13 protein-coding genes and 1 pseudogene are annotated in these 16480 nt (G+C 62.7%); 11 read left to right on the top strand and 3 right to left on the bottom strand.

Features of this window, described 5'->3' with window-relative positions; translation table 11 throughout:
• The 5 genes from IC66_RS43125 to IC66_RS0103060 form a co-directional block, all read left to right on the top strand.
• On the top strand, positions 1-177 hold a 177-nt coding region (locus tag IC66_RS43125), incomplete at its 5' end, for a BA14K family protein (RefSeq protein WP_162131319.1).
• Between the two features lie 445 nt (positions 178-622).
• On the top strand, positions 623-1045 hold the full coding sequence (locus IC66_RS0103075; protein ID WP_028144865.1) for a response regulator: 423 nt from the start codon (positions 623-625) through the stop codon (positions 1043-1045).
• Positions 1042-3300, top strand: a complete 2259-nt coding sequence (locus tag IC66_RS0103070) for a CHASE3 domain-containing protein (protein WP_028144866.1) — start codon at positions 1042-1044, stop codon at positions 3298-3300. Before IC66_RS0103075 ends, IC66_RS0103070 begins: the two co-directional genes overlap by 4 nt.
• A gap of 378 nt (positions 3301-3678) precedes the next feature.
• Entirely contained in the window at positions 3679-4650 is a 972-nt protein-coding gene (locus IC66_RS0103065; RefSeq protein WP_028144867.1) for an ABC transporter substrate-binding protein, read from the top strand.
• Between the two features lie 8 nt (positions 4651-4658).
• Positions 4659-6458, top strand: a complete 1800-nt coding sequence (locus IC66_RS0103060) for an adenylate/guanylate cyclase domain-containing protein (protein WP_038946632.1) — start codon at positions 4659-4661, stop codon at positions 6456-6458.
• Positions 6459-6477: 19 nt separating this feature from the next.
• On the opposite strand, the gene IC66_RS0103055 is transcribed toward IC66_RS0103060, so the two are convergent.
• Positions 6478-7374: a DMT family transporter gene (locus IC66_RS0103055; protein ID WP_038946631.1), complete on the bottom strand. Its 897-nt coding sequence runs from the start codon at positions 7372-7374 to the stop codon at positions 6478-6480.
• A 766-nt stretch (positions 7375-8140) separates the two neighbouring features.
• Here IC66_RS0103055 and IC66_RS0103050 point away from each other — a divergent pair.
• The 4 genes from IC66_RS0103050 (at position 8141) to IC66_RS0103035 (ending at position 14174) form a co-directional block, all read left to right on the top strand.
• The gene (locus IC66_RS0103050) at positions 8141-11914 is read left to right on the top strand and encodes a vitamin B12-dependent ribonucleotide reductase (protein ID WP_038946630.1); all 3774 of its coding nucleotides are present in this window, start codon (positions 8141-8143) and stop codon (positions 11912-11914) included.
• 115 nt (positions 11915-12029) lie between these two features.
• Positions 12030-12599 (top strand): hypothetical protein, encoded by a 570-nt coding sequence (locus IC66_RS0103045; RefSeq protein ID WP_157158007.1) that lies wholly within the window; start codon positions 12030-12032, stop codon positions 12597-12599.
• Between the two features lie 229 nt (positions 12600-12828).
• A complete protein-coding gene (locus IC66_RS0103040; RefSeq protein WP_038946628.1) occupies positions 12829-13284 on the top strand; it encodes a hypothetical protein in 456 nt (151 codons plus the stop codon).
• 374 nt (positions 13285-13658) lie between these two features.
• Positions 13659-14174, top strand: a complete 516-nt coding sequence (locus tag IC66_RS0103035; protein WP_038946627.1) for a ParB N-terminal domain-containing protein — start codon at positions 13659-13661, stop codon at positions 14172-14174.
• Positions 14175-14347: 173 nt separating this feature from the next.
• Here the strand turns inward: IC66_RS0103035 and IC66_RS0103030 are convergent, their stop codons facing one another.
• Both IC66_RS0103030 and IC66_RS49175 read right to left on the bottom strand, forming a co-directional pair.
• Positions 14348-14818, bottom strand: coding sequence for an SMI1/KNR4 family protein (locus IC66_RS0103030; RefSeq protein WP_038946626.1), 471 nt, complete (start codon positions 14816-14818; stop codon positions 14348-14350).
• A gap of 24 nt (positions 14819-14842) precedes the next feature.
• The gene (locus IC66_RS49175; RefSeq protein ID WP_354267838.1) at positions 14843-14965 is read right to left on the bottom strand and encodes an HNH endonuclease; all 123 of its coding nucleotides are present in this window, start codon (positions 14963-14965) and stop codon (positions 14843-14845) included.
• Between IC66_RS49175 and IC66_RS0103025 the strand changes: the two genes are divergently transcribed.
• Together IC66_RS0103025 and IC66_RS48130 are read left to right on the top strand one after the other, a co-directional pair.
• The gene (locus IC66_RS0103025) at positions 14964-15758 is read left to right on the top strand and encodes a transglycosylase SLT domain-containing protein (RefSeq protein ID WP_038946625.1); all 795 of its coding nucleotides are present in this window, start codon (positions 14964-14966) and stop codon (positions 15756-15758) included. The two genes, IC66_RS49175 and IC66_RS0103025, sit on opposite strands and share 2 nt — an antisense overlap.
• 463 nt (positions 15759-16221) lie before the next feature.
• Positions 16222-16480 (top strand): annotated as a pseudogene (locus IC66_RS48130) (hypothetical protein); the annotation flags it as partial.

The raw sequence follows: 16480 nt of genomic DNA, 5'->3' as shown, positions 1-16480 counted from the left end.
GGCGGCTATTACGATGACCCCTACTACTATGGCGACAGCTACTATGATGAGCCGTCCGTGGCGGTGGTCCCGGATAGCGGCGGCGACCCTGCCTATTGCGCGCAGCGCTACAAATCATACGACCCGGCTTCCGGCACCTATCTCGGTTATGACGGCCAGCGGCATCCCTGCCCGTAAGACGGCCTGAACAATCGATGCAACAAACCCATGGGCGGCACCGGTGATGGCCGGCGCCGCCCTTGTCTGTTCTGCGAGCCGCTGCAGTTTCGCCAGTCACTCCCGGGACGCCCTGCCGAGGGATGAAGCGGCCATGGCCCGTCGCGAGCGCGCCGTTGTCTTGACCGGTGTCCGATTGTTGTCTTGCCGATCGCGTTCGGCCTCGCGATCCCCTCGACTTTGCTTCAACCTTTCATCGAAGCTGCCCGCACTTCGCGCGCCGCGTGCGCCTTCGCGCGAACCATGACGCATAGATGACGCGGGCCCGAAATAAGAGAGGGAACACGCACCGCAACCCTATGCACCGCACCGTGCATATCTACCCCGATCCAATCCAAAATTGACCCGAGGCACGATTCGCGGATATCACCAATCACAGTGGGGACTTCGATTACTGGGAAGTGTCATGCCGCGTATTCTCGTGGTTGATGACGATCCGATGGTCGGCGCGACCATCGAGGTCCTCCTCCAACGTCAGGGCTTCGACGTCACGCTGGCCGACGGCGGCGAAACAGGACTGGCTGCGCTGGAAGCGCAGGCCTTTGAGGTGATGCTCGTTGATATCTTCATGCCGCATATGCGCGGCTTCGAGTCCATCCGCATCTTTCACGAGCGCGCGCCAGCTACTCCGCTGATCGCGATGTCCGGCTATGCCTTCGCCTCATCCGCCTCGCCCTCTCCCGATTTCCTCCGCATGGCGCTGGAGCTCGGCGCAACGCGCTGCCTGCGCAAGCCGTTCACGCCGGACGCGCTGCTGACCACGATCCGGGAATGTCTCGCCGGTCCGGGCGAGAGCGCACAGCCGAAGGACAAGAAAGAAGCCCCTTGATTCCAACGCAGCGCGTCATTCTCGGTGCTGGACTTGCCATCCTCCTGATCATCACCGCGGCCTCGATCGCCCTCGACGTCAAGTCGCGGTCCGACGCGACGTGGGTCAATCACACCGTCCAGGTGCAGAAGAAGATCTCCGATCTGCGCGTGCTGCTGCGCCGCGCCGAGAGTGCCGCCCGCGGCTATGAACTCTATCGCAGCCAGACGCTCGCCGACGAATTTCAGGGCGTGCGGGTCCAGATCGCACCGGCGCTGGCCGAGCTGAAGCGCGGCGTGCGCGACAATCCCGATCAGGTCGCGCTGCTGGAGGGCACCGAGCCGCTGGCGCTGCGCCGGGTCGAGATCGCCGCCGAAGCGATGCGCCTGCGCGCGGCGAACGACCAGGCCGGCATTACCGCGCTCAACAGCAAGGCCGAGGGCCGCGGTCTGATGGACACGGTGATGGGCAATCTCGACCATCTGAGCGCGGATGAAGAACGCCTGCTCACCGCGCGCTCCCAGGATTCACGCCGTACCGGCATCGTGCTGCTCGGCATCGACGTCGCCGGCGCCGTGCTGATCCTGCTGCTGGTGGCGCTGGTGATGCGCGAGAGCCAGCGCGCCACGGTGCAGCTGCAGAGCACGCTGACCGAGACCACGGCCGCCAAGGATGCGCTCGCGGCGGCGGTCGCCGAGCGCACCGAGCATCTGGTGACCGCGCATGACGAGCTGCGCCTGTCGATCAACGTGCTGCAAAGCACGTTTCACAGCATGGCGGAGGCGGTGCTGGTCATCGACGCCGAAGGCAACGTCCTGCTGTCCAATCCGGCCGCGGAGCGCATGCTGCTGCATCGCGCCGGCATGAACCTGCGCAATCTGCGCGCGATGTCGGATGTGTTTCACGGCGATGGCGTCACGCCGATGAAGGCCAGCGAGCTGCCCTCGGTGCGCGTGCTGCGCGGCGAGCAGTTCGAGGATCTGGAGATGATCGTCCGCCCGCACAGCGGCAATCCTCCCCGCCATCTCATGATCAGCGGCCGGCCGATGCTGGACGGCCAAGGCGACATCTCCGGCGCGGTGTTGGTCTATCACGACGCGACCATGTCGCGCGAGACCGAGCGGCAGCTGTACCAGTCGCAGAAGCTGGACGCGATCGGCAAGTTGACCGGAGGCGTCGCTCACGACTTCAACAACATGCTGACCGTGATCTCCGGCAACACCGAGACGCTGGTGGCGAGCCTGAAACAGCAGCCCGAGCTTCAGCGCGCGGCGCAGCTGATCGACGATGCCGCCGAGCGCTGCGCCGAGCTGATCCAGCATCTGCTCGCGTTCGCGCGCAGGCAGCCCCTGCAGCCGCGCAACGTCGAGATCAACGCCGCGATCGCCGACATCGCGAAACTCCTGCGTCCCACCCTCGGCGAGCAGATCCAGATCGAGACCGTGCTGGAACAGGGGCCGATGACCGCGCATATCGATCCGTCCCGGCTCACCAACGCCGTGCTCAACATGGCGATCAACGCGCGCGACGCCATGCCGAACGGCGGCAAGCTGCTGCTGGAGACCCACCGCGTCGTGCTGGATGAGGCCTATGCGCAGGCCCATGCGGACGTGGTGGCCGGCCCCTACGTCATGCTCGCCGTCAGCGACACCGGCACCGGCATGTCGCCCGATATCCAGCTGAAGGCGTTCGAGCCCTTCTTCACCACCAAGGAGGTCGGCAAGGGATCGGGCCTCGGCCTCTCCATGGTCTACGGTTTCGTCAAGCAGTCCGGCGGCCACATCAAGATCTACAGCGAGGAAAACCACGGCACCACGATCAAGCTCTATCTGCCGCCGGGCGAAGGCACGGCGGACGTGGCCGCGGCCGTCGCGCCGCAGGTCGAGGGCGGCGCCGAGACCATCTTCGTCGTCGAGGACGACAACCTCGTGCGCAACTTCGTCACCGCGCAGCTCGAGAGCCTCGGCTACAAGACGATTGCCGCGCCCGACGGCAAATCCGCGCTGGAATTGATCGAGGCCGGCCAGCCGTTCGATCTCCTCTTCACCGACGTCGTCATCCCCGGCGGCATGAGCGGGCGCGACCTCGCCGACGAGGTGGCCAAGCTGCGGCCGGGTGTGAAGGTGCTCTACACCTCCGGCTACACCGACAACGCCATCGTCCATCACGGCAAGCTCGATGACGGCGTGATGCTGCTGACAAAGCCCTATCGCCGCAACCAGCTCGCCGAGATGATCAGGAAGGCGCTGAATGGCGGGACGATGACGGCGAGCTAACGCGTGAACTACCGAAGGCGCGTTGCCAGTCACACCATATAACGGGGCGAGGGCACTGGCTCAGGATGTGAGTTCCGGTTGTCCTCTTGAGACGCCGTGGCTTGCCCGGATCCGCGCCCGAGGTGTTTAGACACCGCGCCATGAACGAGTAAGGCCGCTTTGATCTCGATCGGGCCGGTCTCAAGCAAAAATCAAGCGCATCTCAAGGACAAATCGTCTCACCAGCCCAATCTCTGAGCATGCTCTCGGCGACAAATGTTGGAGCCGGTGTCGCGACAGTCCGCTCGCGGAGCGCGATACCGAGCGCAGTCACCGGATGCACAGCTAGGATCTTGGTCTGCGGCCGGAATTGACGGCGCAGCTTCGACAGGTGCTCGCATGAAAAGACGAGAGTTCATCTTGTTGATTGGTGGAGGACTGGCCTGGCCTGCGATCGCGCGGGCGCAGGGCGGAGCCAAGCTGCATCGTATCTTCTGGGTCTCGACTCAGTCCGAACCGGATCCCTTCCTGGACGGCTTTCGCGAGGGAATGCGCGCGCTGGGATACGTCGAGGGCAAGACCGTAACCTTCGAGACGCATTATGCCCCCGGAGATCCGCAGGCACTGCGCAAGATCGTCTCCGAGTTGCAGCGAGGGGATATCGACCTTGTGGTCTCGGGCGGTCCGGCGACACGCGTCATGACTGCGGTCACCGACATCCCCGTACTGTTTGCACTGAGCGGTGACCCCGTCGCTTTGGGTGTGGTGAAGAGCCTTGCTCACCCCGGCACCAATTTCACCGGCAGCACATTCCTGTCGCTCGAGCTGGCAGGAAAGCGCGTTGAGCTGCTCAAGGACATTTATCCAAAGCTGCGAAAACTGGCGGTCTTCTCGAACACGGATCATCCGGGAGAGCCATTGGAATGGCGTGCGACTTTGGAGTCGTGCCGGAAGCTCGGCATCGAGGCAGCCTACGTTCCGTTCTGTGGCGCTCGCGAAATCGAGAATGGGTTGATGGCTGCCGGCAAGGTGGACGCGGATGCTCTCCTCGTGTTTCCCGATGCTGTGACGCTGGTGCATCGTGCGAAGATCGCGGAGTTTGCAATCGCGCACCGGCTGCCTTCGATGTTTGGCTGGTCAGAATATTGTGACGCTGGAGGTCTCTTGAGTTACGGCGCAAACCAGCGCACGACCTATTTTCGGCTCGCCACTTATGCCGATCGCATCCTGCGCGGTGAAAATCCGTCAGATCTTCCGGTGATGCGCCCCGAGAAGTTTGAACTGGCAGTCAATCTGAAGACAGCCAGGCTTCTGGGTACGGACCTGGATGTGTCGTCGATCCTGTTTCGCGCCAGCAAGGTGATCTCCTGAGAGTAGTTATGTCGGACGGTGCTGCGCAGTCCTCTTCGTGTACGATGCCCCCGCGTCGCTCGCTGTTCTGCAAGTACTTCGCGACGTTGTTTGTCGCTGCGGTCGTGCCTCTGATACTCGGCGCGGCCGTCGAGGCTTCTTTCGGTTACCGAGACCAGCGCCGCCAGATCAGCGCGGTGCTGCAGGCCGATGCTCGCGCGGCGTCCGACAGGATCGAGGCGTTCACCGATGGCATCCGAGATCAGCTGGGTTGGATGGTGCAGCTTCCCTGGTCTGCCGGAGACGATGCGCAACATAAGATCGATGCCTTGCGCCTCCTCCAGCAGGTGCCCGCAATCGTTTCGGTTTCGCTTCTGGATGAGACCGGTACCGAACGGATCTTTGTTTCCAGGCTGCATCTGAACAGAACCGGGCGCGGCATTGATATGTCTACGGATCCCGCTGTTCTGGGCGCACGCGCCAACAAGGTTTGGTACGGACCGGTTCAGTACCAGCGAGATTCAGAGCCCTACATGAGGATCGCGGTTGCTGGGAGCCTGCCGGCCGCGGGGGTTGCGATCGCCGAGGTCAATCTGAAGCTGATCTGGGATGTCATCCCAGCCATTAGAATTGGCGAGACCGGCTACGCCATTGTTGTCGATGATTCCGGTCATCTGATCGCACATCCCGATATCAGTCTGGTCCTGCGCGGCCGCGCCAGCTCGGGCAGTTTCGGCCGGATCAAGCATCTCGCCGGCGCGGCGAGCGAAGCGGCGGTGATAACCGGGGACCAAGGCAACCCGGTGCTGGCGCTATCCGTTCAGGCCGCCGATGTGGGATGGACGGTGATCGCGATGCAGCCGGCCTCGGAAGCCTTTGCATCAATTCGCGCGGCGTTGTGGCGCTCGTCAATTCTCATTGCCTTTGGTGTTCTCATCGCGCTGGCGCTCGCCTATTGGCGCGCGCACAGAATGTCCGGCCCGATCAAGCAACTGGAAGAGGGCGTGGAGCGGATCAGAACCGGACAATTCGAGCATCGCATCAAAATCTTCAGCGGTGACGAGTTGCAGCAACTGGCGTTGCGCTTCAATGAAATGGCTTCTGAACTGGCGATCTCGCAGCAAAAATCTGTGCGGATCGAACGGCTGAAGCAGTTCCTGCCATCACAGGTCGCCGAATTGGTCGAGCATTCTCATGAACTGCTCGAAGGGCAGCGACGCGAAGTAGCTGTCATTTTTGGCGACTTACGCGGCTTCACGGCGTTCTCCACGCGCAATGAACCCGATGTCATCATGGCCGTCATGCGAGAGTACTACGAGGCCGTCGGCGCCGTGACGACTCGTCACGAGGCAACGCTCATCGGCTTTGATGGCGACGGAGTCATGCTCCTGGTCAATGCCCCGGTCGCATGCGAACAGCCGGCAACTCAAGCGGTCCGACTCGCGATTGACCTGCAAATGACGGTGCAGTCCCTTGCCGGCAAATGGTGCGACGCCGGCCACGCGATCGGCTTTGGTGTGGGCGTTGCCATGGGACCGGCAACGGTAGGAACGGTTGGTTACAACGGTCGGCTGGACTACACGGCGATGGGAGCCGTGGTGAATTTGGCGTCGCGGCTCTGCAATCTCGCGAAGGACGCGCAGATCCTGGCTGATCCCACTATCGCTGGAAGGGTAAGGGATAGCGTTCCGTTGGCATCGCTCGGACAGCGGACCATCAAAGGCTACGACCAGGCCCTCGAAGTCTTTGCTGTCGCACCTGCTGACCTGCGGTTGAAACCGCCGGGCTCGGGACAACGCCGGCGAGAGAAAGAGCCTCAGGACCACTGATACCCCGGCGTCCGGACGGCTAGCGCGTCGCCAGCACCACGGCCGCCAGCGTGAAGACCAGCGCCGCGATCTGCCCTGCCCCCAGCGGCTCGCCAAGCGCGAGCGCGGAGGCGACGACGCCGATGACAGGCACCGCCATGGTGCCGATCGCGGCCACCGAGGCCGGCAGGCGGGCGAGTGCTGCGAACCAGCTGACATAAGCGATGCAGAACTGCACCACGGTCGAATAGACCAGCAGCCACCAGCCGACCGGCGTCACCTGGGAGAGATGCGTTGTCTCGACCAGGAGGCCGATGATCGAGATCGGCAGGCATCCGATGCCGATCTGCCAGGCCGCGGCCGTGATCGGCGGCAGATGGATCGGGTACTTCTTCGAGAACACCGTGCCGACGGCAAAGCCCAGCGCGCCGGCGAGCGCCATGATGATGCCCGGCAGCTTCTCGACGCTCGCGGCAATGCCGTTGCCGCCCATGATCGAGGCAAGCCCGACAAAGGCCATCACCAGCCCCAGCGTGCGCAGCACGGTCGGCCGCTCCCCCAGCACCGGCCAGGCGATGATCGAGGCCCAGACCGGCATCGTGTAGGCGATCAGCGCCGCCTCGCTCGCGGGCAGCCAGAGCAGCGCCAGGCCCATCAGCACCATCCAGCCGGTGACGTTGAGCACGGCGGCGGTCAGGAGGCGCGGCCAGATCGCAGGGTCCACCTTGAGGCTCTGCCGGCGGATGATCGCCAGCGCCGCCAGCAGCACCGCCCCGAGCACGCCGGTCACCCCGCGCAGCGTCAACGGCGGCAGCTCGGAGAGCAGGAATTTGGTCACCGGCCAATTGAAGCCCCAGCCGATCGAGGTGATGGCAAGGAACATCAGGCCGGCCGGGGCGATGCGGGGCCGCGCATCCCGGCGAGTCGAATCAAGCATGTGGGTGGTCCGGCAAAATCGACCCTCAGCTTGGCCCGGATTCGCCCCTCTCGCCACCGCCTCGGCGGGCATGCCTGCCCTCACCTTCCGTAGGGCTACGTGAGTCCCGCTGACGCAATCCCATTGCTCAAAAATATACCTGCCCTGTGAACAGCGGGATGAAGCATCCGCAGCACCACGGGATGCAAATTTTTTCGGTTGGGAATCTCTGAGGACTCACTGATACTTGCCTCCACAACAGGCGCGGGCTTGCCCCCTGTTATCCCCCGCAATCCACCATATTTAGTATTTGATTCAGGAACTCGTACTAGTTCTTGACGGGCGCAACGGAGAGTCCTAGCTTTCGGTCCGTTCGGCGCGAGTGAGTTTGCGTCCCGCCGGCACTCCCCCAAAGGGTCTCGCAAATCTCAACTCCGCCAAGCCAGCCAAAGGCAGCGGATGAGGGCTTGTCTGCCCGCGAAAGCGGACTTTTCGGGCGCCAGAACGGGCCGGCAACAGGCTCGGATGGCATCGATAGAAGTTGTGATGGTGTGGGGCGTTGAACGCATGTCGCGCGCATCCCGTTGGGGAGGATGGGCGTGGACATGCCGGCGGATGATCGATGCAGGCATCGAAGAGTCGCGTCGGGAGAACAAGGGCCGGGTCCACCGGCTGAACTGCGATGCCCCAGGGCCGAACGGCCGCAAGGCATCGCGAAACGAAATGTCGACCCGGCACGCTCTCAACGAGGGGCGGATCCGGTCAAAGAATAGGACGGGGCAAGACGATGCGGATTGAGCGGCGCCACACCACCCAGGGACAGTCACCTTACGCGGGAATCGATTTCCGCCAGACCACGTCGGAGATCAGGAATCCCGACGGCTCGGTCGTGTTTAAACTTGATGGCGTCGAGGTCCCGACCGAGTGGTCGCAGGTCGCCTCCGACGTGCTCGCCCAGAAGTATTTCCGCAAAGCCGGCGTTGCCGCGCGCCTGAAGAAGGTCGAGGAGGAATCCGTCCCCTCCTTCCTGTGGCGCTCCGTGCCCGATACTGACGCGCTCGCTGCGCTGCCTGAGAAAGAGCGCTATGTCAGCGAGCTCAGCGCAAAGCAGGTGTTCGACCGCCTCGCCGGCTGCTGGACCTATTGGGGCTGGAAGGGCAAGTATTTCTCGACCGACGAGGACGCGCAGGCCTTCTACGACGAGCTCCGCTACATGCTCGCCATGCAGATGGTGGCGCCGAACTCGCCGCAATGGTTCAACACCGGTCTGCATTGGGCCTATGGCATCGACGGCCCCGGCCAGGGCCACTATTACGTCGACCCCTTCACCGGCAAGCTGACCCGCTCGAAATCGTCCTACGAGCATCCGCAGCCGCACGCCTGCTTCATCCAGGGCGTGGGTGACGACCTCGTCAACGAAGGCGGCATCATGGACCTCTGGGTCCGCGAAGCCCGCCTGTTCAAATACGGCTCCGGCACCGGCTCCAACTTCTCGCGCCTGCGCGGTGAAGGCGAAAAGCTCTCCGGCGGCGGCCGGTCATCCGGCCTGATGAGCTTCCTCAAGATCGGCGACCGCGCCGCGGGCGCGATCAAGTCGGGCGGCACCACGCGCCGCGCCGCCAAGATGGTCGTGGTCGACGTCGATCACCCCGACATCGAGACCTATATCGACTGGAAGGTGAAGGAGGAGCAGAAGGTTGCAGCTCTGGTCACCGGCTCCAAGATCAACCAGAAGCACCTCAAGCTGGTGCTGAAGGCCTGCGTCAACTGCGAAGGCTCGGGCGACGACTGCTTCGATCCCGAGAAGAACCCTGCCCTCCGCCGCGAGATCAAGCTGGCGCGCCGCAGCCTCGTGCCTGACAATTACATCAAGCGCGTCATCCAGTTTGCCAAGCAGGGCTACAAGGACATCCAGTTCGACACCTACGACACCGACTGGGACAGCGAAGCCTATCTCACGGTCTCCGGCCAGAACTCCAACAACTCGGTCTCGCTCAAGGACGACTTCCTGCGCGCCGTGGAAACCGATGGCGACTGGAATCTGAACGCCCGCACCTCCAAAAAGGTGACGAAGACGCTGAAGGCGCGCGATCTCTGGGAAAAAATCGGTTACGCCGCCTGGGCGTCGGCCGACCCGGGCCTGCACTTCAACACCACCATGAACGACTGGCACACCTGCAAGGCGTCCGGCGACATCCGCGCGTCCAATCCGTGCTCGGAATACATGTTCCTGGACGACACCGCGTGCAACCTGGCGTCCGCGAACCTGCTGACCTTCTACAACACCGAGACCAAGCACTTCGACGTCAAGGGCTATGAGCACCTCTGCCAGCTCTGGACCATCGTGCTCGAAATCTCGGTGATGATGGCGCAATTCCCGTCGAAGGCGATCGCCGAGCTCTCCTACGAGTTCCGCACGCTCGGCCTCGGCTACGCCAATATCGGCGGCCTCCTGATGACCATGGGTCTCTCGTATGACAGCAAGGAAGGCCGCGCGCTCTGCGCCGCGCTGACGGCTGTGATGACCGGCATCACCTACAAGACCTCCGCGGAGATGGCGGCCGAGCTCGGCACCTTCCCCGGCTACAAGAAGAACGCCGCGCACATGCTGCGCGTGATCCGCAACCACCGCCGCGCCGCGCATGGCGAGGCCTCCGGCTACGAGGCGCTCAGCGTCAACCCCGTGCCGATGGACCTCGTGTCCTGCCCGCAGGCTGACCTCGTCAGCCACGCGCAGGCGGCCTGGGATGCGGCGCTCGCACTCGGCGAGCAGCACGGCTATCGCAACGCCCAGACCACGGTGATCGCGCCGACCGGCACGATCGGCCTGGTGATGGATTGCGACACCACCGGCATCGAGCCCGACTTCGCGCTGGTGAAGTTCAAGAAGCTCGCCGGCGGCGGCTACTTCAAGATCATCAACCGCGCGGTCCCCGCAGCGCTGCGCGCGCTCGGCTATCGCGAAGCTGAAATCGCGGAGATCGAGGCCTACGCCGTCGGCCACGGCTCGCTCTCCAACGCGCCGGGCATCAACGCCTCGACCCTCAAGGCCAAGGGCTTCACCGATGAAGCCATCGCCAAGGTCGAGAAGGCCCTGCCGACCGCCTTCGACATCAAGTTCGCCTTCAACAAGTGGACCTTTGGCGAGGATTTTATTCGCGACCAGTTGGGAATCGGCGCGGAAGCCATTGCGGCTCCGGGCTTCGACCTCCTCCAGGCCGTGGGCTTCACCAAGCGCGAGATCGAGGCCGCCAACGTCCACATCTGCGGCGCGATGACCGTCGAAGGGGCCCCGCATCTGAAGGCGGAACATTACTCCGTGTTCGATTGCGCCAACCCCTGCGGCAAGATCGGCAAGCGCTATCTGTCGGTCGAGAGCCACATCCGCATGATGGCGGCGGCGCAGCCCTTCATCTCGGGTGCGATCTCCAAGACCATCAACATGCCGAACGACGCCACGGTGGAGGACTGCAAGTCCGCCTACATGCTGTCGTGGAAGCTCGCGCTGAAAGCCAACGCGCTCTATCGCGACGGCTCCAAGCTCAGCCAGCCGCTCAACTCGCAGCTCATCAGCGACGATGAGGACGAGGACGATGCGGTCGAGTCCCTCTACGAGAAGCCGATGGCGGCGCGTGCCGCCCAGGTCTCGGAGAAGATCGTCGAGAAACTGGTCGAGCGCATCATCGTGATGCGCGAGCGCGAGAAGATGCCGGACCGCCGCAAGGGCTACACCCAGAAGGCGGTCGTCGGCGGCCACAAGGTCTACCTGCGTACCGGCGAATATGACGACGGCCGTCTCGGCGAGATCTTCATCGACATGCACAAGGAAGGCGCGGCGCTCCGCTCCTTCATCAACAACTTCGCCATCGCGGTGTCGCTCGGCCTGCAATACGGCGTGCCGCTGGACGAATATGTCGACGCCTTCACCTTCACCCGCTTCGAGCCGGCGGGCCCCGTGCAGGGCAACGACAGCATCAAGTACGCGACCTCGATCCTCGACTACGTCTTCCGCGAGCTCGCGGTAAGCTACATGTCGCGCTTCGACCTCGCCCATGTCGATCCCAACGAGACCGGCTTCGACGCGCTCGGCAAGGGCGTCGAGGAAGGCAAGGAGCCGGACGAGAACGGCGGTCATCACGCGACCCGGCTGGTCTCGCGCGGCCTCACCCGCTCCCGCACCGACAACCTCGTGGTGATGCGCGGCGGCTCGGCTGCCGTCTCGCAAGGCAACGACGGCGCCCCCACCGGCGGCAGCAAGGTCACGGCCCTGGCCGCGCACGGTACCAGCGCCCGCGTCGGCGACGCCCTCGAAGGCGCCGTCGCCCTGAAGCAGGAAGCGGCCCACGACCTCTCCCCCACCGAGAAGCTCGAAGCGCTGCAGTGGAGCAAGGCCGGCAGCACCGCCCAGACCCTCGTCCCCACCAAGGCCGAGCGCCGCGCGGAAGCCAAGGCCAAGGGCTACGAAGGCGAGATGTGCTCAGAGTGCGGCAACTTCACGCTGGTGCGGAATGGGACGTGCATGAAGTGCGATACGTGCGGAAGCACGACGGGGTGTTCGTGAGCACCACGTTATAATCGCAGCCTTGACGAGACCCGCTGATCGACTCAGCGGGTCTTTTGCGATTGATCCCGGGAAACGTTCAGCTGCAAAGGTGCCCGTCGCGGGCGAGCAAACGATGAAGTTTCGACTTCTATACGAAGGACCGATCGCACCAAGGCAGCGGGCTAGCCTTGTCGACATCCATGCGATCCGGACAGCTCTTGCTCCTCAAATCCGCGAGCTGTGGCAGCACTCGCCTCTGAGAAGCGAGGCAGAAAAGATGCTAAAGGAACAATATGACATTCCAGCAAGTCAAATCGGTATTCTAGAAACGCGCGGCACGACCGTCTTTGCGCCTCTGGTTTCGAAACGCTTAGATTTGATGTGCGAACTCGACATCATCTTCTTGCGAAGGCAGGCGCCAGGTCAATTGATCGGCGAAGGTGGGGATATTGATAATCGGATCAAAACCCTTCTTGATGCATTGTCGATGCCGCCGCCGGCGCAACAGAAGCACTTCGAAAACACAATCTCAAGCGAGCCTATCCACTGCTTGCTGCAGGACGATTCCCTAGTCACCAAGTTATCTGTAGAAACAGATCGGCTCTTAAGGCCTGCCAAGGACGAGCATGATCTTGTAGCGCTCATCGGCGCTAAGATTTCCGCAAGCCGTTTGACTTTCACAAATATTGGTATCGTGAACTAAGAGTGTCGGGCCCCCAGGATAGGTTGAGAGTTCCTGCAGATCGTTTCGGACCAGGCTACGCCAAGGCTAGAAAACTTAGTCGCATGCGGCTCGTCGCCTCGGCAAAAAGCAGGTGAAATTGGCGACATGATCACGCAGCAAGCGTGGCCGGACGAGCGCAGCGATATCCGGGTCTTTTCGACCCCGCTCCGGACGCACTACTTGAGCTGCTGGCATAGCGAGGATGAGCATGACGGAGATAAACAATTTCCAGCGTGCGGGGACTGACCATAACGCGGGTGTTGGTCGCCGCTTCGAAGCAATGGCTCAGGCATTTTTTCGCTCCACCGAAGGAATCGAACTACTGCCTAACTTTCCTGTTCCCGTCGGAGTGTCGCAGCTCAAGAAGTCGCATCGCTTTGATTTGGGCAGCAACTCGCCCGCCGTGCTCGTCGAGTGTAAGTCTCATACTTGGACTCAAACCGGCAACATGCCCAGCGCGAAAATGACCGTCTGGAACGAGGCAATGTACTATTTTCATATGGCGCCAGCAGAATTTCGAAAGATCATGTTCGTCTTGAAGCACTATCGCCGTGAACTGAGCCTTGCATCGTACTATCTCCAAACGCACGCTCACATGGTTCCGGATGGCGTCGAAATATGGGAGTTCGACACAGACGCAATGCAGGGCGCAAGGCTTCGTTGAGGCGGTACCCCACTCAAAGAGCCAGCCCGTAGCATGGGTTGAGCGCACGATACTCATCAGTCATAGATCATATCCCGCGAAGGCGATGAGCTTCGAAATAGTACAACCTATCCGCATACTTTAATCTTTTCGTGCACAGCCCGTAGGATGGGTAGAGCCCTTGCGAAACCCATCATCTGTCTGCGCGTATGGCGATGGGTTTCGCTTCGCTCTACCCATCCTACGAGTTGTCTCCGCATCGCAGATCGGTTCCGGCTTCGATGCTCATCAATACCTTGCCCACGAAATTACCTTTGCAGTCGAGCCCTTCCCTCCTAAACTCCCGACACCACCGGCATGGGTTCCGACGGGCCCGGTAGAAGCGGAGTCGAGCTATGCCCACACCGGAAAGCTTCCCGATCGAGAAGATCTTCGTTCCCACGAAGCAGAAGAAGGCCACCAAGCCCGAGACCGTCGCGGAGGTCGCGGAAAGTATTATGGAGATCGGACAACAGGAGCCCATTTCCATCAGGCGCGACGGAGACCGCCTCGTTCTGGTCGAGGGACTGCATCGGTTAGAGGCCTGCAAGGCGCTCGGCGAGACGACCATACTCGGTGTCCTGGTCCCGGCCGAGCTTGCTCAGCACAAGCCGCAGCTAGCCGAGCGACCCGAAGTCGAGGCAGAGCGCATCAAGATGGCGCGATTGAAACAGTTGCGCCTCGAGAAGGAAGCCGCAGAGGCATCGATGGCTGCCTTGAAGGGCGTCAGCGCAACGCAAGCGCCGCGCACCCGTCCGACGAAGGGCATCCGCGACAATCTGAAGGCATCACCGGGCCGGACTGCGAAATCGACACCGAAGACATTGTCGGACTGGATCACGCAGCAAAAGGGCAGCGGCGGCCGCTATTGATTGCGGGGATTGCGGTGAGATTGAACTAAACCGTCGATCATAAATCGATCAGCTCGCCGTCATCCTGCGGGAGCGATAGCCGCTAACCGCGGCGACCTCTCCTCGCATCAACCCCGAATTGCGGTGACAGTGCACTCAACTCTCGTCTCATCTTTGGAGACTGAATTCCAAATTCACGCCTCTCCCAACCCGAGAATGAAGCTCTCAAAATCCTGCGCGAGTACATTCGTATTCGGGAACTCTGCGAACATTTCGCCACCGTCCGGCGGCTCACGCTCGTGCTCCCAGTAGAACACCTGGCCATAGCTGTCCTGCTCCAGACTGACAAGGAACAGGTCGCCGCCGGGATCGGGAGCGAAGGGGCAGCTCAGGCGGGGGATTCGATTCATGCTCCGATACATGTCGTAATTGTCGATCACGCCGTAGCTGTCGGTCGGATGGGTCGTGAACAGCACGTCCAGCACGGTGCGGTCGTTGCGCCACGGCAGCTCGACGCCGCAGGGCTCGAAGCCGCCGCCGTCGGATTGCGCCAGCAGCGCCTTGTAGGGCGCGGGCAGCGGCGCGCCGATATGTTGCTCCAGCGCGCGGATGGCGTCGGAAGACGCCGGTGGGCGTCGGTCGTCCATGAGATCGAGATAGTTCATGGGCCTAGGCATCCTGTCCCGTGGTCATGGAGTCGCCGCTCCTGTGGGCGAGTTCTCTGTGCTACGTGGTACCAGCTGCATGGTCTTCATGTCTTGATGGTGGCGCCATGTATCATTGTCTCCGCGATTTACGCCCACAGCGCCCATGCCAAGGAAAAGCAAGCTCCTCCTCCGCCTTCGCAGAGTCCGGCGGAGCGTCCAGTGGGCGCGAAAGAAATTCGCGCGCGCGCCGCGGACGGTCCGGATCACGGGCGGCGTCTTGATCCTGCTGGCAACCCTCGCGCTCCTCAACATCCCCTATCAAATCATCCGCAAGCCGACCGAACTCTTCGCCGTCGTCGGCCGCGCCCTCGACAAGGAGCCGGTCGAGACCTGGGCGAGCTACGGCCCCCTCTTCCGAAAGCTCTCCACCGCGACGATCACGCCCGAATTGCTGGCCGCGCTGGCGCAGGTGGAGAGTTCGGGCAATCCGGTGGCGCGCACCTATTGGCGCTGGCGATGGAGCTTCAATCCGCTGGCGATCTACAAGCCCGCCTCCAGCGCGGTCGGGCTCTTCCAGATGACCGATCCGGCCTACACGGAAGCCGCGCGGTTCTGTGTTCGCGGCAACACGGTCACGCAGACCGGCTGCGGGTTGAGCTCCCTCTACATCCGCGCGATCCCGAGCCACGCCATCGAGCTGGCCTCGGTGTATTTGGACCGCCAGGTGGCGCTGGTTCTCGACCTCGCCGGTGATGTGAAGCCGAGCGCGCAGCAGAAGCAGGATCTGGCCACCTTCATCCATCTCTGCGGCGCCGGCCCCGCCGCGGCCTATGCGCGGCGCAAGTTTGTGATGATTGCTGGGACACGCTGCGGCGATCACCTCGTCGCGGGCTATGTTTCCAGGGTCAACGCGATGAAGCGGCAGTTTGTGCGGCTGGCGGCGGACCACGAGAATTGAGGAGCACAGTCCCGCTCCCGGGTCCGCCATAGTTTTTCCTTTGCACGCGCGTTGTATTGGACAGCGGCGAGACCTATCCTTCCCAAGATCGGACTGCCTCCCATTGACGCCCGACCGGATGGAGAGCGCATCGGTGCCTGAAACGAACGACCCCAAACCTGATACCGGCAAACCTGATACCGCCAAGCCTGAGACTGCGAAGCCGGACGAGGCGCGAGCCGACGGCGGGCTGGCGCGGGCCCTTGACCGGATCAGGAGCACACAGGCAGACCTTGCAAGGCTGGACCAGCTGGTTTCCGGAATGGAACACGACGGCGAAGGCAAGCCAGCCTCGCGCGCAAGCGCCGGTGCGACGACAGCCACCACTCCCGGAAACAAGGCGCCGACGCCGGATGCCAAGCCTTCGAGTGCAAAGCCTCTGAATACCAAGCTTCGCGATCAAGGCTTGAAAGGAGATCGGACCATGATGCGCGCTTTGGTTGGCCTCGTGCTGGCGATCGGCCTTCTCGGCGCCGCCTTCGCTTCGCAATATCGCGATGAGGCCAGCTCAATCAGCAAGTCGATCATGGCACGATGGGCTCCGCCGGCCGCGAGCAGCCCCCCGCAAGCGTCCGCGGTGGAAGGCCCCGTGCAGCCGCCGGCCGTGCTACTGGCGGCTGCGGGTGATCCGAGCCCGGTGCCCGCGCCGCCGCTATCCAAGGAAACGGAAAGCGCCCCAAAGC

Source organism: Bradyrhizobium genomosp. III (genome assembly GCF_000261705.1).
Lineage (GTDB): Bacteria > Pseudomonadota > Alphaproteobacteria > Rhizobiales > Xanthobacteraceae > Bradyrhizobium > Bradyrhizobium ottawaense.
Note: the sequence above shows the minus strand (reverse complement) of the source record. Positions and strands in the feature narration are given on the sequence as shown.